Source organism: Streptomyces sp. NPDC096324, assembly GCF_044763015.1.
Classification (GTDB): Bacteria; Actinomycetota; Actinomycetes; order Streptomycetales; family Streptomycetaceae; genus Streptomyces.
The window spans coordinates 1-18652 of record NZ_JBIWFK010000018.1 but is presented as its reverse complement, the minus strand read 5'-3'; the positions used below and the strand labels follow the sequence as shown (position 1 = coordinate 18652).

Annotated in this window: 15 protein-coding genes; 11 read left to right on the top strand and 4 right to left on the bottom strand. The window is 72.5% G+C overall.

All coding sequences use genetic code 11. The features are described from left to right. Positions 1 to 265: 265 nt before the first annotated feature. Positions 266 to 2065: a hypothetical protein gene (locus ACIQ7M_RS35350; RefSeq protein WP_403651868.1), complete on the top strand. Its 1800-nt coding sequence runs from the start codon at positions 266 to 268 to the stop codon at positions 2063 to 2065. 33 nt (positions 2066 to 2098) lie between these two features. Here ACIQ7M_RS35350 and ACIQ7M_RS35345 read toward each other — a convergent pair whose 3' ends face one another. Beyond that, positions 2099 to 2938 carry a hypothetical protein gene (locus ACIQ7M_RS35345; protein WP_355766077.1) on the bottom strand — a complete coding sequence of 280 codons (840 nt, stop codon included), beginning with the start codon at positions 2936 to 2938 and terminating at the stop codon, positions 2099 to 2101. Between the two features lie 126 nt (positions 2939 to 3064). Here ACIQ7M_RS35345 and ACIQ7M_RS35340 point away from each other — a divergent pair, with 126 nt between their 5' ends. From ACIQ7M_RS35340 to ilvD, 4 genes are all read left to right on the top strand, one after another. Then, positions 3065 to 3997, top strand: coding sequence for a Ppx/GppA family phosphatase (locus tag ACIQ7M_RS35340; protein WP_403651864.1), 933 nt, complete (start codon positions 3065 to 3067; stop codon positions 3995 to 3997). 604 nt (positions 3998 to 4601) lie between these two features. Further along, positions 4602 to 5426 (top strand): sugar phosphate isomerase/epimerase, encoded by an 825-nt coding sequence (locus ACIQ7M_RS35335; protein ID WP_355766083.1) that lies wholly within the window; start codon positions 4602 to 4604, stop codon positions 5424 to 5426. Further along, positions 5423 to 6040, top strand: coding sequence for a TetR family transcriptional regulator (locus ACIQ7M_RS35330; protein WP_386985361.1), 618 nt, complete (start codon positions 5423 to 5425; stop codon positions 6038 to 6040). Before ACIQ7M_RS35335 ends, ACIQ7M_RS35330 begins: the two co-directional genes overlap by 4 nt. Before the next feature lie 179 nt (positions 6041 to 6219). Then, positions 6220 to 8073: a dihydroxy-acid dehydratase gene (gene ilvD / locus ACIQ7M_RS35325; RefSeq protein WP_403651860.1), complete on the top strand. Its 1854-nt coding sequence runs from the start codon at positions 6220 to 6222 to the stop codon at positions 8071 to 8073. Between the two features lie 68 nt (positions 8074 to 8141). On the opposite strand, the gene ACIQ7M_RS35320 is transcribed toward ilvD, so the two are convergent. Next, positions 8142 to 10301 carry a PQQ-binding-like beta-propeller repeat protein gene (locus tag ACIQ7M_RS35320; RefSeq protein ID WP_403651857.1) on the bottom strand — a complete coding sequence of 720 codons (2160 nt, stop codon included), beginning with the start codon at positions 10299 to 10301 and terminating at the stop codon, positions 8142 to 8144. Positions 10302 to 10435: 134 nt separating this feature from the next. On the opposite strand from ACIQ7M_RS35320, the gene ACIQ7M_RS35315 reads away from it, so the two are divergent. From ACIQ7M_RS35315 to ACIQ7M_RS35305, 3 genes are all read left to right on the top strand, one after another. Next, a complete protein-coding gene (locus ACIQ7M_RS35315; RefSeq protein ID WP_386985356.1) occupies positions 10436 to 10756 on the top strand; it encodes a peptidase in 321 nt (106 codons plus the stop codon). Between the two features lie 188 nt (positions 10757 to 10944). Then, complete coding sequence (locus ACIQ7M_RS35310; protein ID WP_403652050.1) at positions 10945 to 11385, top strand: EamA/RhaT family transporter; 441 nt, start codon at positions 10945 to 10947, stop codon at positions 11383 to 11385. A gap of 334 nt (positions 11386 to 11719) precedes the next feature. After that, on the top strand, positions 11720 to 12541 hold the full coding sequence (locus ACIQ7M_RS35305) for a class I SAM-dependent methyltransferase (RefSeq protein WP_403651854.1): 822 nt from the start codon (positions 11720 to 11722) through the stop codon (positions 12539 to 12541). On the opposite strand, the gene ACIQ7M_RS35300 is transcribed toward ACIQ7M_RS35305, so the two are convergent. Continuing rightward, positions 12505 to 13926, bottom strand: coding sequence for a SulP family inorganic anion transporter (locus ACIQ7M_RS35300; RefSeq protein WP_403652047.1), 1422 nt, complete (start codon positions 13924 to 13926; stop codon positions 12505 to 12507). The two genes, ACIQ7M_RS35305 and ACIQ7M_RS35300, sit on opposite strands and share 37 nt — an antisense overlap. Positions 13927 to 14335: 409 nt before the next feature. Between ACIQ7M_RS35300 and ACIQ7M_RS35295 the strand changes: the two genes are divergently transcribed. The 3 genes from ACIQ7M_RS35295 (at position 14336) to proC (ending at position 17006) form a co-directional block, all read left to right on the top strand. Continuing rightward, complete coding sequence (locus tag ACIQ7M_RS35295; protein ID WP_403651851.1) at positions 14336 to 15175, top strand: ABC transporter ATP-binding protein; 840 nt, start codon at positions 14336 to 14338, stop codon at positions 15173 to 15175. Next, positions 15172 to 16011 carry an ABC transporter permease gene (locus ACIQ7M_RS35290; RefSeq protein ID WP_355766103.1) on the top strand — a complete coding sequence of 280 codons (840 nt, stop codon included), beginning with the start codon at positions 15172 to 15174 and terminating at the stop codon, positions 16009 to 16011. The genes ACIQ7M_RS35295 and ACIQ7M_RS35290 overlap by 4 nt, the downstream gene beginning before the upstream one ends. 185 nt (positions 16012 to 16196) lie before the next feature. Then, entirely contained in the window at positions 16197 to 17006 is an 810-nt protein-coding gene (gene proC / locus ACIQ7M_RS35285) for a pyrroline-5-carboxylate reductase (RefSeq protein ID WP_355766105.1), read from the top strand. A gap of 27 nt (positions 17007 to 17033) precedes the next feature. On the opposite strand, the gene trpS is transcribed toward proC, so the two are convergent. After that, positions 17034 to 18038 (bottom strand): tryptophan--tRNA ligase, encoded by a 1005-nt coding sequence (gene trpS, locus ACIQ7M_RS35280; RefSeq protein ID WP_403651847.1) that lies wholly within the window; start codon positions 18036 to 18038, stop codon positions 17034 to 17036. Positions 18039 to 18652 lie beyond the last annotated feature (614 nt).

Genomic DNA, 18652 nt, shown 5'->3' with positions numbered 1-18652 from the left:
CCCCTGCCCTCGCCCCTGTCCCCGTCGCCGCCCCCGCGGAACCGTGCCGCGAGCCCCCGTGCCCCGTTCCCACCCCCGCGCGACCGGTCCTCGCGCGGGCCCGCTGCCGTCCCATCTGCCATGGACTGCCATCGCCCCCGGTGACGGCCCAGGCCAGGGGTCGAGGGTTCCTGTCCCCTTATGAGGGATCGTTTCACCCGTACGGATTAAATGTGCTCAAGGGGGAGGAAGGGCCTGGCCCCGGGCACCTACGGTCGCACGGGTGATGAGCAGCAGTCCGGAGACCTCCACGCACACCACCGGCGCACACCGGGCGCACGGAGCCGCGCGCAAGCGGACGGCCGCGCCCCGTGGCGCGACCCCCCGCACCCTGGTCCCGCGTCCCCCCGCGCGGTACGAGCCCTATCTGGACGGCCTGTTCACCTACTGCCTGTCCGTGCTGTGCGACCACGACGCGGCCACCGCCGCCCTGGGGGACGCCCTCGCGCTCGCCGAGCGGCGTGGCCCGCGCGGCCCCGAGGCCGCCGGCGACCGCAGGGCCTGGCTCTACGCGCTCGCCCGCTGGTCGTGTCTGCGCAAGCTCACGGAAGCCCGGCGCAAGCGCCAGGCGGCGCACGCCTCCGTGCGGCACACGCCCCGGAAGAGCTCCCCACCGGGAACCGCGGGCGGAGCCCGTGAAGGGGCCGCTGCGGACGCGGCGCGCAAGGCCGCCGCCGACCGGCGCGCGGCCGAGGTGCTGAGCACCGCTCCCGTGCCCGAGGAGGTCCAGGACCACCGCCGTCGCGAACTCTCCCTGCTTGCCTGGCCGGAGGCCGCCGGGACCACCCCGGAGCAGCGCGAGGCACTCGAACTCGCGGTGCGCCACCAGCTCGCCGCCCACGAGGTCGCCGCCGTCCTCGGCATCGACCTCGCCGTGGCGCGTGAACTGCTCGCCTCCGCCGCCTGCGAGGTCGAACGCACCCGGGCGGCCCTCGCCGTCGTGGAGACCGGCGCCTGCCCCAGCGTCGCCCGGCTCACCGGCGACAGCCGGCTCGTGCTGAGCACCACCCTGCGCGGCGAGCTGGTCCGGCACGTCGACGACTGCCCGCGCTGCCGCCGCACCGCCGAACGCGCGGTCCCCGGCGCCTGGCCCGGCACCAGCGTCACGCCCGCGGCGCTTCCCGTGCTCCAGGCCCCGCAGGCGGCCCTGTGCACCGCGATGGCGCACGCCCCCCGCGCGCGGAGCAGCGCCCCGCGCTTCGACCGGCGCGGCTTTCCGATGGATCCCAAGGACCACGCCGCCCGGAGGGACCGCCTGCGAGCGCGGGCCGTCACGACGACGATCGTCGCCACCGTGGTCGCCGCACCCGTTCTCGCCCTCTGGGCCGCCTACCGCGGGGCGCCCCTGACCGGCGAGGGCGTGGACGGCCGCCCGGCCAGCACGAGCGAGGCCCAGGACTCCGAGGGCCTGGACGGCGGACAGGCCGGCGGCTACGAGAACGCCGGAAACGCCAGCGCTGGACCCGGCGCCCGCTCCGCCGCGGGCGGCGGGTCCTCGGACGTGTCCGTCGAGGTCGTCAGCGCCCGTGGGGCGACCCCGGGACATCTGGCGGTGGTGGCCGCGACCAGCGGCGACACGACCCTGGTCAAGCTGACCGCGTCCGGCAGCTCCCCGGTCCGCTGGTCCGCGCGCACCGGCGCGGCCTGGCTCTACCTCAGCCAGTCCTCGGGGACCCTCGATCCGGGCGAGTCGCTGACGGTCAAGGTGTACGTCGACCACCTGCGCGAGCCGACGGGCCACTGGACCGCGCGGGTGGCGATCGCCCCTGCGGGCGCGGTGGTCACGATCACCGGGTACGGCAAGGCGGGCGCGTCCCGTCCCGGCGGGAAGCCGGACCCCGCGGCGAGCACCCCGACCCCCTCGGGGCCGGGCTCGACACCGGCCGCCACCCCCAGCCAGGACCCGTCCCCGACACAGAGCGACCCGACGCCGACGGACAGCGCCACCGACACGTCCTCCCCGGACCCGGGAACCTCTTCGGCGCCGCCGGGCGAGGGCGGAGACCCGGGAACGGGCGCTCCGTAGCGCCCGGACCCGCCGCCCGCGTCCGCGGGTCGCTCAGTCCACCGGGTCCGCGGGGTGCGGGGCCAGCAGCGGGAGCTGTGACGCCAGCCGCTCCTCGCAGAGCTGGGCCAGGCGGCCGTAGCCCGCCTCGCCCATCAGCTCGATCAGCTCCGGACGGTACGAGACGTACACCGGGTCGCCGGCGCCGTGTGCCGAGGTCGCCGACGTGCACCACCAGTGCAGGTCGTGGCCGCCGGGTCCCCAGCCACGGCGGTCGTACTCGCCGATGGAGACCTGGAGCACCCGGGTGTCGTCGGGCCGGTCGATCCACTCGTACGTGCGCCGGACCGGGAGCTGCCAGCACACGTCCGGCTTGGTCTCCAGCGGCTCGCGGCCCTCCTTGACGGCCAGGATGTGCAGCGAACAGCCCGCGCCACCGGCGAAACCGGGACGGTTCTGGAAGATGCAGGAGCCCTCGTACGGGCGGGTCTGGCGGTCGCCGTCCTCGTCCTTGGACACCCAGCCCGTCTCCGTGCCCACGTCGTGGTGCTGCCAGATCTCCGGGGTGAGCCGGGCCACGTGCTCGGCCACCCGCTTCTCGTCGTCCTCGTCGGAGAAGTGCGCGCCCAGCGTGCAGCAGCCGTCGTCGGCTCGGCCGGCCTGGATGCCCTGGCAGCCGCTCCCGAAGATGCAGTTCCACCGGGAGGTCAGCCAGGTCAGATCGCACCGGAAGACCTGCTCGTCATCGGCGGGATCGGGGAACTCCACCCACGCGCGAGCGAAGTCGAGCCCCTTCTCGTCGCTCTTCTTCTCGGGCTTCCGGGACTTGGCGGCCTTCGCCTGCACGGAGCTCGCGGCCGATTTGTCGGACTTCGCCTTTTTCGTCTTTGGCACGCGTCCAGGGTAAGTCGCTTCGGACCGCTCCGGGGACGCCCCCGTGGTTTGCCCACAGGTCACCGTTCGACGTGGGCTTTCGCCCCGCCCCACGTGAACGGCGGTGCTGGCAGTAGCGTTCCGTACATGAGACTCGGTGTCCTCGACGTGGGTTCGAACACGGTGCATCTGCTGGTGGTGGACGCCCACCCCGGCGCCCGACCGCTGCCCGCGCATTCGCACAAGGCCGATCTGCGGCTCGCCCAACTGCTCGACGAGAACGGCGCGATCGACCCCGATGGCGTCGACAAGCTGATCGAGACCGTCCAGGACGCCCTGGAGGCCGCCGAGGACAAGGGTGTCGAGGCCCTGCTCCCGTTCGCCACGTCCGCCGTGCGCGAGGCCGGCAACGCCGACGAGGTTCTGGCCCGGGTGAAGGCCGAGACCGACGTCGACCTCCAGGTCCTCACCGGCGCCGAGGAGGCACGGCTCACCTTCCTGGCGGCCCGCCGCTGGTTCGGCTGGTCAGCGGGCAAGCTGCTCGTCCTCGACATCGGCGGCGGCTCCCTGGAGATCGCGTACGGCATGGACGAGGAGCCGGACGCGGCGGCGTCGCTGCCGCTCGGTGCCGGCCGGCTCACCGCGGGCTGGCTGCCCACCGACCCGGCGGACCCGGCGGACGTGCGGGCGCTGCGCCGCCATGTGCGGGCCCAGATCGCGCGGACGGTCGGGGAGTTCAGCCGCTTCGGCGCCCCGGACCACGTGGTCGCCACCTCCAAGACCTTCAAGCAGCTCGCCCGGATCGCCGGCGCCGCCCGCTCCACCGACGGCCTGTACGTCCAGCGCGAACTCAAGCGCCGCTCGCTGGAGGACTGGGTCCCCCGCCTCGCGTCCATGACGGCCGACGAACGCGCCGAGCTGCCGGGCGTCTCCCCGGGTCGCTCCGGCCAGCTCCTCGCCGGCGCGCTGGTCGCCGAGGCCGCCATGGACCTCTTCGGCGTGGAAACCCTGGAAATCTGCCCCTGGGCCCTGAGAGAGGGCGTCATCCTGCGCCGCCTGGACCAGATGGCGTCGGAGTAGAGAGGGGCGGCACGGGGCCGCGCCGGTCAGGCGCCCCGAAGGGGGCGCGGGGAACGGCGCGCTCAGCCCCCTGCAAGGGAAACCCGCCGATGCTCCTGGCCCCCCCGCGGCGACGGGGCGCCGACCCGCCGGGCCCAGAGGAGCGCCCCGAGGGCAGCCTCCAGGAAGGGGCGCGGGGAACGGCGCGCCCAGCCTCCGGCAAGGGAATCCCGCCCACCAACACAAGCCCCAACGGCAACAAGGCGCCGACCCGCCGGGCAGCCCCCAGGAAGGGGCGCGGGGAACGGCGCGCCCAGCCTCCGGCAAGGGAATCCCGCCCACCAACACAAGCCCCAACGGCGACAAGGCGCCCTCCGGAACGCCCGGCAGGGCCGTGGCATCGATCACAAGCGGGCCCCCGCCCCACCCCCCGGCCCCCACTCGCCGGCAGCCGAACCCCACCCCCGGCCGGAGGCCGGAGCGTCCCAGGCCGGCGGGCCCGTACACGGCTCGTATACCCCCGCGCGGCAGGCCCGGGAAACCCCCACCGGGGCCGATCAGGAGCCCCTCGGCCCCGCCCGCCACCCCCGCCCAACCGCCGGAGGCACCCCGTACGCTGTCCCTCGTGGCAGAACCAGTCGTGCGGATCCCGGATGCGAAGGTCGCGCTGTCCACGGCCTCGGTGTACCCGGAGTCGACCGCGACGGCCTTCGAGATCGCCGCACGCCTCGGATACGACGGCGTCGAGGTCATGGTGTGGACCGACCCCGTCAGCCAGGACATCGACGCGCTGCGCCGCCTCAGCGACTACCACCGGATGCCGATCCTCGCCGTCCACGCCCCCTGCCTGCTGATCACCCAGCGTGTCTGGTCCACCGACCCGTGGACCAAGCTCCAGCGCGCGAAGGCCGCCGCCGAGAAGCTCGGCGCGAGCACCGTCGTGGTCCACCCCCCGTTCCGCTGGCAGCGCCAGTACTCCCGTGACTTCGTCACCGGCATCTGGCGCATGGCCGACGAGACGGACGTGCGATTCGCCGTCGAGAACATGTACCCGTGGCGCTACCGCGACCGCGAGATGCTCGCGTACGCCCCCGACTGGGACGTGACGAAGGACGACTACCGCCACTTCACGATCGACCTCAGCCACACCGCGACCGCCCGCACCGACGCCCTCCAGATGATCGACCGCATGGGCGACCGCCTCGGCCACGTCCACCTCGCCGACGGCAACGGATCGAGCAAGGACGAGCACCTGGTCCCCGGCCGCGGCACCCAGCCCTGCGCGGAACTCCTGGACCACCTCGCGCTCACCGGCTTCGACGGCCATGTCGTCATCGAGGTCAACACCCGCCGGGCGATGTCCAGCGCGGAGCGCGAGGCCGACCTCGCCGAGGCCCTCGCCTTCACCCGCCTCCACCTCGCCTCGGCCGTGAAGGTGCCCCGCGGATGACGGACACCGCCCCCCGCCGCGGCCGGGGACGCCCCACCCGTACCCAGACCGAGGCCGGCCCCGCCACCCGTGACCGCATCCTGGAGGCGGCCCGCGAGGAGTTCTCCGAGCGCGGCTACGAGAAGACGTCGATCCGCGGCATCGCCAAGTCCGCCGGCGTGGACCCGGCCCTCGTGCACCACTACTTCGGCACCAAGGATCAGGTCTTCGAGGCGGCCGTCGAAGTCGCCGTCGCCCCCGCGTTCGACGCACCCGAGAAGATCGTCGACGGCCCCCTCGACGGCGTCGGCGAACGCCTCACCCGCTTCGTCCTCGGCATCTGGGAGAACCCCACCAGCCGTACCCCGCTGCTCGCGATCGTCCGCTCGGCGGTGAACAACGACGCCGCGGCCGCCGTCTTCCGCCGTCTCGTCGCCGCCCAGCTCCTGCGCCGCGTCGCGGCCGGGCTCGACGTCCCGGACGCGGAGCTGCGCGCGGAGCTCGCGGCGGCCCAGCTCGTCGGGGTCGCGATGCTGCGCTACGTCATCAAGGTCGAGCCGCTGGCCTCGGCGGACCTGGAGCGCATCGTGGACAGAGTGGCGCCCGTGGTGCAGGGACACCTGACGAACCCATGAGCGAGTGAGGCGTCCGTCGCGGCGACCTCACCCCGGCGGACGCCGCCGACCTGCGCGGACGCCCCGCCGGGACAGCCGCTGGGCGAGACGTGTGTCCCGGGATGCGGACGCCCTGTCCGGATCCTGGAGCACCGGCGTACGCTCGACTCAGTCTTAACTCTCCGAAGGAGCGAGCGACGATGCCCGAGCTGAGGTCCCGCACAGTCACCCACGGCCGCAACATGGCGGGCGCACGCGCCCTTATGCGGGCCTCCGGTGTACCGGGTGCGGACATCGGACGGAAGCCGATCATCGCGGTCGCCAACTCCTTCACGGAGTTCGTGCCGGGCCACACCCACCTCCAGCCCGTCGGCCGGATCGTCAGCGAGGCCATCACGGCCGCCGGCGGCATCGCCCGCGAGTTCAACACGATCGCGGTCGACGACGGCATCGCGATGGGCCACGGCGGCATGCTGTACTCCCTGCCCTCCCGCGACCTGATCGCCGACTCGGTCGAGTACATGGTCGAAGCGCACTGCGCCGACGCCCTGATCTGCATCTCGAACTGCGACAAGATCACGCCCGGCATGCTCATGGCCGCCCTGCGCCTGAACATCCCGACGGTCTTCGTCTCCGGCGGCCCGATGGAGTCCGGCCGCGCGACCCTGGTCGACGGCACGGTCCGCACCCTCGACCTGGTCGACGCGATCTCCGACGCCGTGAACGACAAGATCTCGGACGAGGACATCCTCCGCATCGAGGAGAACGCCTGTCCGACCTGCGGCTCCTGTTCCGGCATGTTCACCGCCAACTCCATGAACTGCCTGACCGAGGCCATCGGCCTGAGCCTGCCCGGCAACGGCTCGGTCCTCGCCACCCACACCGCCCGCAAGGGCCTGTACGAGGACGCGGCCCGCACGGTCGTCGACATCACGCGGCGCTACTACGACCAGGACGACGAGTCGGTCCTGCCGCGCAACATCGCCACCCACGCGGCCTTCGAGAACGCCATGGCCCTCGACATCGCCATGGGCGGCTCCACCAACACGATCCTGCACCTGCTGGCCGCCGCCCAGGAGGCGGGCGTCCCCTTCGGTCTGGACGAGATCAACGAGGTCTCGCGCCGGGTGCCGTGCCTCGCCAAGGTCGCCCCGAACGTCGCCAAGGACCGCACGTACTACATGGAGGACGTGCACCGCGCCGGCGGCATCCCCGCCCTCCTCGGCGAACTGCACCGCGCGGGCCTCCTGAACGAGGACGTCCACTCGGTCCACAGCCCGTCCCTCTCCGACTGGCTGAAGACCTGGGACGTGCGCGCCGGATCCCCGTCCCCCGAGGCGGTCGAGCTGTGGTTCGCGGCCCCGGGTGGCGTCCGCTCCTCCGAGGCGTTCTCCCAGTCCGAGCGCTGGGAGGCGCTCGACAAGGACGCCGAGGGCGGCTGCATCCGCTCCGCCGAGCACGCCTACTCCAAGGACGGCGGCCTCGCCGTCCTCAAGGGCAACCTCGCCGTCGACGGCTGCGTCGTGAAGACGGCCGGCGTCGACGAGTCCATCTGGACCTTCGAGGGCCCGGCGGTCGTCTGCGAATCCCAGGACGAAGCCGTCGACAAGATCCTCAAGAAGCAGATCACGCACGGCGACGTCGTGGTCATCCGCTACGAGGGTCCCAAGGGCGGCCCCGGTATGCAGGAGATGCTCTACCCGACCTCGTTCCTCAAGGGCCGTGGCCTCGGCAAGACCTGCGCCCTGATCACCGACGGCCGCTTCTCCGGCGGGACTTCGGGCCTGTCGATCGGCCACGCGTCCCCGGAGGCCGCGTCCGGCGGCACCATCGCCCTCGTCCGCGACGGCGACCGCATCCGCATCGACATCCCGAACCGCTCGGTCGAACTGCTCGTGTCCGACGAGGAGTTGGCCACGCGCCGCGAGGCCCTGAACGGCGTCTACGCCCCCGCCGACCGCGAGCGCAAGGTGACCGCCGCCCTGCGCGCCTACGCCGCGATGGCGACGAGCGCGGACAAGGGCGCGGTGCGCGACGTCTCGAAGCTGGGCTAGCCCGCCCGGCCCCGGGCCGGTCGAGCTGTGGGAAGGGGCCGTCCCTGCCGGGGCGGCCCCTTCCCGTCTCACCAGTCCGAGGGATCCCGCCCGTCGACGGCGAAGAGGGTGCCGCCGGGTGAGGTGGCGAAGATCCTGCCGCCGGCGGGGAGCGGGGCCGGGAGCGCGCCGACGAGTGAGCCGCGCCGGTCGCCCAGGCGGGCCTTCGTCTGTCCGAGCAGGACACCCTTGTCCGTGTCGACCGCGATGAGCCGCCCGTCCACCGCGCTGAGGTAGAGACGGTGGCCGGACACGACCGGCGCCGACGCCTTGGTTACGGACGTCTCCACCCGCCAGAGCTGCTTCGAGGTACGGGTGTCCACGGCGACCAGCGAACCCTCACTCCCCAGCAGATAGGCCGTGTCACCCCGGAGCACCGTCTGCGCCTGTGCCTGCGGGATGCGCAGCGCGGTGCGGTGGAGCGTGCGGGTCGCCACGTCGTAGCGCAGGACGGCGTCGGCGTACAGGTCGACCGTGACCGTGGTGAACCACGCGCTCCCGTCGCGGGCGGCCACCAGGTCCAGCCTCCCCTCGACGCGGCGCTGCCACTTCACGGCACCGGTCCGCGGGTCCACCGCGGCCACCCGCGTCTCCGTCACGGCGGGCGCCGCCACGGCATAGGCGACCCCGTCGCCGTACGTGCGCAACTGCGGCAAGGTCATCCCCGGGATGGCGTGCCGCCACTTCTCCTTTCCGGTGGCGGCGTCCAGGGCGGTGACCCGGGAGTCGGAGCCGGTGAGCAGGACGACGCCGGCGACCGGGACGAAGCCGCCCGAGTAGCGCGAGACGTCGCGGCTCCAGCGCGTGGCGCCCGTGGCGGGATCCAGCGCGGTCAGCCGGAGCCCGTTCTCGCTGCCGACCAGCAGGAGTCCCCCGGAGAGGACCGGAGCCGGTGTGCTGAACGTGCTCGCGTCGCCCGGGTCGCTCCGCGACCACAGCACCTTGCCGTCGTCCGGATCGACCGCGGCCGCCAGGACGCCGGGCCGGACACAGAGCAGTGCCTTCGGCGTGTACGCGCACCGCGGCTGCCCCGCGGATCTGGAGCCGGAGACCTTCAGGTCGAGATTCCAGGGCCGGAAGGCGCTCCCGGACGGTGGAGTGGTGTGGTGTTCCGCCGCCGGGCTCTGCGCCCCGCCCGGGAGACCGAAGACGCCCACGGCACCCGCGACGACGGCGAGCCCGGCGGCCGCGACGAGCGCGGGCAGACGTCGGCGTCGCCCGCCCCTCTTCCGGGCCGCCACATGGGTACGGTCCTCGGCGCCCTCCGGCCGCTCGGGCCGGGGCCGCGGCTTCCGCTCCGGCGGGACCGGTCCCTCACCGCTGGTGCGCTGCTCGGGAATGAAGGTCCGTGTCTCGTACGAGGCCGAGACCGAACGCAGCGCGGCCATCAACTCGTCCGGAGTGGGCCGGTCCTCGGGCTCCTTGGCGAGACAGCGCGCGACCAGATCGAGCAGTTCCTCCGGCACTCCGGTCAAGTCCGGCTCGTCATGCACGACTTGATACGCGACCAAATACGGACTGTCCGAATCGAAGGGCCCGCTCCCGGTGGCCGCGTGCACGATCACCGACCCGAGCGCGAACACGTCCGCGGCCGGCCCGACATGCCGCGGCCTGCTGAACTGCTCCGGCGCCATGAACGGCGGCGTGCCGATCAATTTGCCCGTCTCGGTGCGGAGTTCACTGTCGGAGGGGCGTGAGATACCGAAGTCGATGACCTTCGGCCCGTCCTCCGCCAGCAGGACGTTGCTGGGCTTGAGGTCACGGTGGACCACGCCCGCCCGGTGGATGTCCCGCAGGGCCTCGGCGAGTCCGGCCATCAGATGGCGCAGCCGGTCCGTGGACATCGCGCCGTTCCGCTTGACGTGCTCGGCGAGCGTCGGTCCGGGGATGAACAGGGTGGCCATCCACGGGCGTTCGGCCTCGGGGTCGGCGTCCACGACGGGTGCGGTGAAGGCGCCGCTGACCCGGCGCGCGGCCGCGACCTCCTGACGGAACCGCCCCCGGAACTCGGGCACTTGAGAGAATTCGGCGTGTACGACCTTGACGGCCAGCCGCAATCCGGAGGCGGAGCGCGCCAGATGCACGATTCCCATGCCACCGGAGCCGAGTCTGGTCTCCAGCAGATACTGGCCGGCGTAACGCGGTTGCTCCGCTTCCGATTCCGTACCAGTGCTGCGCTGTGGCGGCATCACTCACCCCCGTGGGTTCGACCGCATGCGCGACGCGCAGAGCCTAGTCGATCCTTCGTACGAAACCCCGGCGGCTTGCTAGCCTCGGCGCGCGTCATGAGTTTGGCGCGAACCAATCAATGGGGGAGATCGAAATGGCCACGGAAGACATAGCCGTCACGGATGCGGCGGACGTAGCGGGAGCCGAGCCGCTCACCGCGCAGGCGCTCCGTACGTACCCGCTCGCACCGGGTCACAACGTCAACGTCCGCAGCGGCCCCGGGACCCACTTCGGCATCGTCCGCACCCTCGCCGCGGGTTCGCGCGTCCCGATCTACTGCCAGTGCCCCGGGGAGTCCGTCAGCGGCCCCTACGGCACGAGCTCGATCTGGGACAACATCTCGAACGGCCAGTTCGTGTCCGACGCGTACGTACAGACGGGCACCGACGGCTACGTCGCCCCGAAGTGCTCCTGACCGATCCCCTTGCCGAAGGACACCCGCGGCGGCCGCCGGAACCGTGACGGCCGCCGTCGCCGGGCCGGGGCGATAATCGTCCGGTGAGCGACGAGACCAGCACCACCACGGGCAAGGCCACCGGCACCACCACGGGACCCGCCACCCGAAACGGCACCGGCACCCCCGCGGGCCCCCAGCCCGAGCCCCTGCGCTTCTTCGGGACGACCTGGGTGGAGCACGACGGCGGCTACACCGGCCGGCGGATCGGCGTGGCCGTCGGCTCCCTCGCCGCCGCGGTCGCCGCCTGCTTCGTGCTCCGTTTCGCCTACCAGGGCCTGGCCATCGCGGACGTGGGAAGGCTCGTGACGGTGCTGGTCGTGGTGATGTTCGCGGTGTGCAGCGCGCTGGCGTTCGGCCACACCTCGGGCGCCTTCTCCAAGCGCCCCGACCCCGACCGCCAGGCATCCCTGCGCGGCCTCCTCACCATCGGTTTCGTCGGCTCCCTCCTCGCCTACTTCTTCCGCTCCCTCGCCGAGGCCCCCGGCGAGAAGCTCCACCGCGAGGAGTACGAGACGGCGAGGGAGCAGTACATCCGCCGTACCAAGCGCCGCGCCGGCAACCCCGCGAAGAAGCGCCACCGCGCCTGACAGCTCCCAGGCCACGACACACCCGCACCCGGGAGCGCACGGAAGGGGCCGTGCCGGTACATCACATGCCCGTCGCCACCGACGACCACACCTCACCCAACGGCGACGGGCGGATGTACCGGCACGGCCCCGCCCCCCACCGGACCGCACCCGCGACGGCCGGCACAACGAGACGGCACGCCCTGCCCTCTCACCCCGCGGAACCCGCGACGGCCGGCCCAGCGACCCCGCACTGCCCCGCCCCGGCCGCCCCAGCCGCGAACGCCGAGACAGCGACCCCGCACGACAGGAAACCCCCTACCCCGCCCCCGCACGCACCCGCGATCATGACCCCATGACGCCCTCCTCGTCGTCCTCCCCCTCCACTTCGCCCGGAGCCGACCGGCACGCCGCGCGAGCCCATTCCTTCAACGCCGCCGCGGCGCAGTACGCCGCCAACCGCCCCTCGTACCCGCCCGCCCTCTTCGACGCCGTCGAGACACTCGCGGGCCGGTCCATGAGCGGTGCCCGGGCCGCCGACGTGGGAGCGGGCACCGGCATCTCGACCGCGCTCCTGCACAACCGCGGCGCTGACGTCCTCGCCGTGGAGCCGGGACCCGGCATGGCCGCGGAGTTCCGGCGCGTCCACCCCGGCATCCCGATCGTCCGGGGCAGCGGCGACGCCCTGCCCCTCGCCGCCGCCTCCCTGGACCTCCTCACCTACGCCCAGTCCTGGCACTGGACCGAGCCGAGCCGCTCGGTGCCGGAGGCGGTGCGCGTGCTGCGGCCCGGCGGCGCGCTGGCCCTGTGGTGGAACACCGAGGCGCTCGACGTCCCGTGGATCGAGGCGGCGGCCCGCCGGGCCGAGCGCTTCCTCGGCCCGGACGAGAAGGACCAAAAGGCCCAGAGCCCCAGCTCCCGCCGCCCCGCCCGCTCCCTCGCCGCAGACCCGAGTGGCACCCTCTCCTTCGACCACCGCCAGGTCCGCTGGAGCCGGCGCGTCCCGGTCGACACCCGGCTCGCCAACATCGGCAGCCACTCGCAGTTCCTGGTCCTCGGCGAGGAGACCACCGGCGCGTTCTTCGCCGAGGAGCGGAACCACCTCCTCCAGGCCTTCCCGGAGGGGTCCGTGGAGGAGACCTACGTCGTGGAGCTGCTGGTGGCGATCCGTTCGTGACTCCGCCCGGCGGCCCACGCGTCGAGGGCCGCCGCACACGCGTGATCCACGTGCCGCAGCCCGCCCAGCTCCAGCCGTACGACACGGTCGTGCGGCAACGCCTCCAAGGCGTCCAGCAGCTTCGGCAGCCGCAGGAACGTGGCGTTGCCGATGACCCGTACGACCATTCCCGCGGCCCCCCGGTCCTCGGTCTCCACATGCACATGACTGATGTCCCAGGCGGTCTTGGCCACGGCGAGCGCGAGCCCGACCAGCACCCCCTCGAACAGGTTCCCGACCACGATCGCCACCGCGGTCACCGCGAGGACGACCACCTCACCGCGATGCCCGCGCCACAGCGTCCGCAGCTCCCGCACCGGCACGAGCTTGCACCCCGCGTGCACCAGCAGCGCCGCCAGCGCCGCCACCGGAATCAGCCCGAGCACCGCGGGCACGACGGCCGTGAAGAGCAGCAGCCACACCCCGTGCAGCACCCGCGACGCCTTGGTCCGCGCCCCCGCGTGCACGTTGGCCGCGCTCCGCACGATCACGGCGGTCATGGGCAGCGCCCCGAGCATCCCGCACACGGTGTTCCCGGCGCCCTGCGCGATGAGCTCGCGGTCGTAGTCGGTACGCGGCCCCCGATGCAGCCGGTCCACCGCCGCCGCGCTGAACAGGGACTCCGCCGAAGCGATCAGCGCGAACGCCAGCACGGTCCCGATCACGCCGACTTCCGAGAGCCGGCCCAGATCCGCGACGGACGGCGTCCGCACGGCATCGAACAGCCCCTGGACCTCGACCCGTCGCACCGCGAGATCGAAGACCCCGGTCACGGCCGAGGCGAGCCCCACCGCCAGCAGCGGCGCCGGTACCAGCCGGGCCCCTCGCCGCCACCGCGGCCACAGCAGGAGTACGGCCACGGTGGCGCCGCCGATCGCCAGCGCCACGGGATCGGCCGCACCCGCCAGCGAGACGATCCCGGCGATCTTCCCGAGCCCGCCGGAGGGCGCGGCCGCGTCGCCCATGGCGTACACCTGACCCGCGATCAGCACGAGCCCGATCCCGGCGAGCATCCCGTGCACGACGGCCACGGACACGGCCCGGAACCACCGGCCGAGCCGGAGAACCCCGAGCGCGAGCTGCACGAGACCGGCCCCGAGGACCAGCACGCCGAGCGCCTGGACCCCGTACGTCTGCACGGCGTCGTACACCAGCACGGTCAGCCCGGCCGCGGGCCCGCTCACCTGCAGGCTGCTTCCGGGCAGTGTCCCGGCGACCAGCCCACCGACGATTCCGGTCACCAGCCCCAGCTCGGCGGGCACACCGGACGCTATGGCGACCCCGACACACAGGGGCAGCGCCACCAGAAAGACGACGAGGGACGCGAACAGATCGGCTTTGCGCAACACGACAGCACCTCCGGTCGACAGCGGGAGATGCGTGGGTGCCGTGCCGGGGGAGGGCACGACGGACCCGGCGACCCGGCACGGAGCCGTTTCGCACAGTGAAATCCATTGTCAGGTAAGCCCGTTGATCGCACAGCCCCTCCGGGCGGCAGTCACGCGAACGCAGGAGCGCGCGGTTCGGCGACACCGCGGACGATCCCCTTCCGCCGCGCCGACGCACGCCGACATGCGCCGACGCACGCCCGCGCCGCCCGGCGCCCCGGCCGTACGGCGGCGCTCCTCCCGCACGGCGTGGGGCCGTACGGCCGGGGGCCGCACGGCCCTTGACCGGCGCACCCCACCAGAGGAATATTCATCACACGATGATTTTCGTCCGCGTCCACATCCGCCCCACCCCACAGGAACCCCCGTGCCCCTTTCCCCGCCCGCAGTCCGCGCCGAAGGCCTCACGGTCGTCCGCGGCACCCGCACCGTCCTGCACGGACTCGACTTCACCGTCCCGCGCGGCCAGATCACCGGCCTCCTCGGCCCCTCCGGCTGCGGCAAATCCACCCTGATGCGCGCGACCGTCGGCACCCAGGCCAAGGTCGGCGGCACCCTCGACGTCCTCGGCCGCCCCGCCGGCGACGCCGCGCTCCGCTCCCGCATCGGCTACGTCACCCAGGCGCCCTCCGTCTACGACGACCTGAGCGTCCGACAGAACCTCGCCTACTTCGCCGCGATCCTCGACCCGGGCCGGGCGGCCGCGGAACGCCGCCACGCGGACGTCACCCGCGTCATCGACGACGTCGACCTCGCCTCCCACGCCGACTCCCTCGCCGGCAATCTCTCGGGCGGCCAGCGCAGCCGCGTCTCGCTCGCCGTCGCCCTCCTCGGCGCCCCGGAACTCCTCGTCCTCGACGAACCGACCGTCGGCCTCGACCCCGTCCTGCGCCGCGACCTGTGGACCCTCTTCCACTCCATCGCCGAACAGCGCGGGACCACCCTCCTGATCTCCTCCCACGTCATGGACGAGGCGGAGCGCTGCCACCGGCTCCTCCTGATGCGCGAGGGCGGACTCCTCGCCGACGACACCCCCGACGCCCTCCGCGAACGGACCGGCTCGGACACCGTCGAAGCCGCGTTCCTCCACCTCGTCGACGAGGCGGTCGCCGCCGCGCGCGAACCCGCGACGACCACGACCGAGAAGCCCCCGGCCGCGCACTCCCCGGCCACCGGCCCCGACTCCCGCGAGGAGACCGCCCGATGAGTTCCACCGCGGCCACGAGCCCCACCCCGCCCACCGCGCCCACGGACCCGGACCCCGGCACCCCGGAGGCACCCGCACCGGCGTCCCGCCCGAGCGCGCTCAACCTCTCCCGCACGACGGCCACCGCGGCCCGCGCCCTGCGCCAATTGCGGCACGACCCGCGCACCATCGCGCTGATGATCCTCGTCCCCTGCGTGATGCTGGTCCTGCTCCGCTACGTGTTCGACGGCAGCCCGGACACCTTCGACTCCATCGGCGCGTCCCTCCTCGGGATCTTCCCGATGATCACGATGTTCCTGGTCACCTCGATCGCGACCCTGCGCGAGCGCACCTCCGGCACCCTCGAACGCCTCCTCGCCATGCCCCTGGGCAAGGGCGACCTGATCGCCGGATACGCCCTCGCCTTCGGCGCGATCGCCATCGTCCAGTCCGCCCTGGCCACCGGACTCGCGGTCTGGCTCCTCGGCCTGGACGTCACGGGCTCCCCCTGGCTGCTCCTGCTGGTCGCCCTCCTCGACGCCCTCCTCGGAACGGCCCTCGGCCTCTTCGTCTCGGCGTTCGCCGCCTCCGAGTTCCAGGCCGTCCAGTTCATGCCGGCGGTGGTCTTCCCGCAGCTCCTCCTGTGCGGCCTGTTCACCCCGCGCTCGAACATGCACCCCGTCCTGGAGGCCATCTCCGACGTCCTCCCGATGTCGTACGCCGTCGACGCCATGAACGAGGTCCTCCACCACACCGACATGACCGCGACCTTCGTGCGCGACGCGCTGATCGTCGCCGGGAGCGCGCTGCTGGTGCTGGGACTCGGAGCGGCGACCCTGCGACGCAGGACGCCGTAGAACCCGTAGCCGCCGTACGGGCCCCGCGAAGCCGTACGACGTGCAGGACTGCGCGAGCGGACGAGGGGACGAGCGAACGGGCGGACGGACCGAGGGCCGTCCGCCCACCGGACATCCCACCCGCCCCCCTGAACCCGGTGGGAGGATGAACGCGGACGACTCAACCCCCGGAGGGCACCGCAACCATGCCTCAGAAAGTCGCAGTCCTCGGCACCGGCAAGATCGGTGAAGCCCTGCTCAGCGGAATGATCCGAGCCGGCTGGGCCCCCACCGATCTCCTGGTCACCGCCCGCCGCCCGGAGCGGGCCCGGGAACTCCGGGAACGCCACGGCGTCACCCCGGTCAGCAACGCGGAGGCGGCGAAGACCGCCGACACCCTGATCCTCACGGTCAAGCCGCAGGACATGGGCGCCCTCCTCGACGAACTCGCCCCGCACATCCCCGCCGACCGGCTGATCATCAGCGGCGCGGCGGGCATCCCGACCTCCTTCTTCGAGGAGCGCCTGGCCCCCGGCACCCCCGTCGTCCGCGTCATGACGAACACCCCCGCTCTCGTCGACGAGGCCATGTCCGTCATCTCCGCCGGCAGCCACGCCACCGCTGAGCACGTGGCGTACGCGGAGGAGGTCTTCGGCGCCGTGGGGAAGACGCTTCTCGTCCCCGAGTCGCAGCAGGACGCCTGCACCGCCCTCTCCGGTTCGGGACCGGCGTACTTCTTCTATCTCGTCGAGGCCATGACGGACGCGGGCATCCTGCTCGGCCTGCCCCGCGACAAGGCGCACGACCTGATCGTCCAGTCGGCGATCGGCGCCGCCGTGATGCTCCGCGACAGCGGCGAGCACCCCGTGAAGCTCCGCGAGAACGTCACGTCTCCCGCGGGCACCACGATCAACGCCATCCGCGAACTCGAGAACCACGGCGTACGCGCCGCACTCATCGCGGCACTGGAAGCGGCCCGCGACCGCAGTCGCGAACTCGCTTCCGGCAACAGCTGAGCCGGCCGCGCTCCAACCGGCCCTCGGTCAACCGGCCGAGGGCGGCAGCAACCCGATGGCGTCGTACGCCGAGTCCACCGTCGGCCGGGCCATCTCCCTGGCCCGCCGCGCACCCTCCCGCAGCACCCCCTCCACATGGGCGGGATCCGCGCACAGTTCCTTGTGCCTCGCCTGTACGGGCCTGAGGAGCTCGACCACGGCGTCCGCGGTGTCCTTCTTCAAAGCCCCGTACGACGCGTATCCGCCGCTCAGGACTTCGGGGTCGCCGCCCTCGCACGCCGCGAGGATCTCCAGCAGATTCGAGACCCCGGGCCGCGTCTCCGGGTCGTACGCGACGTCCTGCCCGCTGTCCGTCACCGCACGCATGATCTTCTTCCGCACGGCTTCCGGTTCGTCGAGCAGATAGACGACACCCGGTCCGACGTCGTCGCTCTTCCCCATCTTCGACGTCGGCTCCTGAAGGTTCATGACGCGCGCCGCGACCTCCGGCCGGGTGGCCCGAGGCACCACGAACGTGTGCCCGTAGCGCTGGTTGAACCGCACCGCCAGATCCCGGGTCAGCTCGACATGCTGCGTCTGGTCGTCCCCGACCGGCACCTCGTCACTCCCGTACGCCAGGATGTCGGCCGCCATCAGCACGGGATAGGTCAACAGGGACAGCCGCACACTCCCACCGCGTTCACGTTCCAGGGCGGCCTTCTCCTTGTACTGGATCATCCGTCGCATCTCGCCGTCGGTCGCGACGCACTCCAGCAGATACGACAGCCGCGCGTGCTCGTCCACGTGACTCTGTACGAACACGGTGCACAGCTCGGGATCGAGCCCCGAGGCCAGCAACAAGGTCGCCGCCTGCCTGCTGAGCCTGCGGACGCGCCCCGGATCGTGGTCCACGGTCAGCGCGTGCAGATCGACGATGCAGAACAAGGCCTCGGCCCGGTGCTGGTCGACCTCCGCCCAGCGGCGTACGGCGCCCAGATAGTTCCCCAGCGTCAGATGCCCGGTCGGCTTGACCCCGCTGAAGATCCGCGTCATCTCTCAACCTCCTGGTCGAGGCCGCCGCGTTCGCCGGCCGGCTCCCCAGGAGGGGCAACAAAAACGGCCGCCGAGGCGGCGGCCGTTGGGTACATACGTGTGTACGGCCGCCGTCAGGCGGCCCACCACTGCTGGGTGCACGTACGCGTAGTCATGCACGTCAGCGTACGCCTCGGCCGGCCCGTCCGGACCGCAGTTGACACGACTCGGGCCCGTCCGTAGTGTTCTCCGAGTTGTCCGACGTGAGCGTCGACTCCGGTCGGTCCCCGGACAGCCATTCCGCACCAGCATTCAACGATCGACGACTCGTCGTCGGCACGTTTTCATGCGTGTTTGCGAAATGAGGATTCCGCGTTCGAAAGGGCGCCACCCCGATTAGCTCGGGAGCCGCGAATCCGCTAATGTCTCACTCGTCGGAACGGCCCAACGGCCGGGAAGGCGAAACCCGCTGACTGGGAGTCAGGCCCGAAAGGATCTGATAGAGTCGGAGTCGCCGGAAAGGGAAACGCGAAAGCGAGAACCTGGAAAGCACCGAGGAAATCGGATACGGAAACGGTCTGATAGAGTCGGAAACGCAAGACCGAAGGGAAGCGCCCGGAGGAAAGCCCGAGAGG

Bases quoted from the DNA above. Each gene is read 5' to 3' on its own strand.
- ACIQ7M_RS35350 (WP_403651868.1), top strand. From the start codon at position 266: ATGAGCAGCAGTCCGGAGACCTCCACGCACACCACCGGCGCACACCGG.
- ACIQ7M_RS35340 (WP_403651864.1), top strand. From the start codon at position 3,065: ATGAGACTCGGTGTCCTCGACGTGGGTTCGAACACGGTGCATCTGCTG.
- ACIQ7M_RS35330 (WP_386985361.1), top strand. From the start codon at position 5,423: ATGACGGACACCGCCCCCCGCCGCGGCCGGGGACGCCCCACCCGTACC.
- ilvD (WP_403651860.1), top strand. From the start codon at position 6,220: ATGCCCGAGCTGAGGTCCCGCACAGTCACCCACGGCCGCAACATGGCG.
- ACIQ7M_RS35320 (WP_403651857.1), bottom strand. From the start codon at position 10,301: ATGCCGCCACAGCGCAGCACTGGTACGGAATCGGAAGCGGAGCAACCG.
- ACIQ7M_RS35315 (WP_386985356.1), top strand. From the start codon at position 10,436: ATGGCCACGGAAGACATAGCCGTCACGGATGCGGCGGACGTAGCGGGA.
- ACIQ7M_RS35305 (WP_403651854.1), top strand. From the start codon at position 11,720: ATGACGCCCTCCTCGTCGTCCTCCCCCTCCACTTCGCCCGGAGCCGAC.
- ACIQ7M_RS35290 (WP_355766103.1), top strand. From the start codon at position 15,172: ATGAGTTCCACCGCGGCCACGAGCCCCACCCCGCCCACCGCGCCCACG.
- proC (WP_355766105.1), top strand. From the start codon at position 16,197: ATGCCTCAGAAAGTCGCAGTCCTCGGCACCGGCAAGATCGGTGAAGCC.
- trpS (WP_403651847.1), bottom strand. From the start codon at position 18,038: ATGACGCGGATCTTCAGCGGGGTCAAGCCGACCGGGCATCTGACGCTG.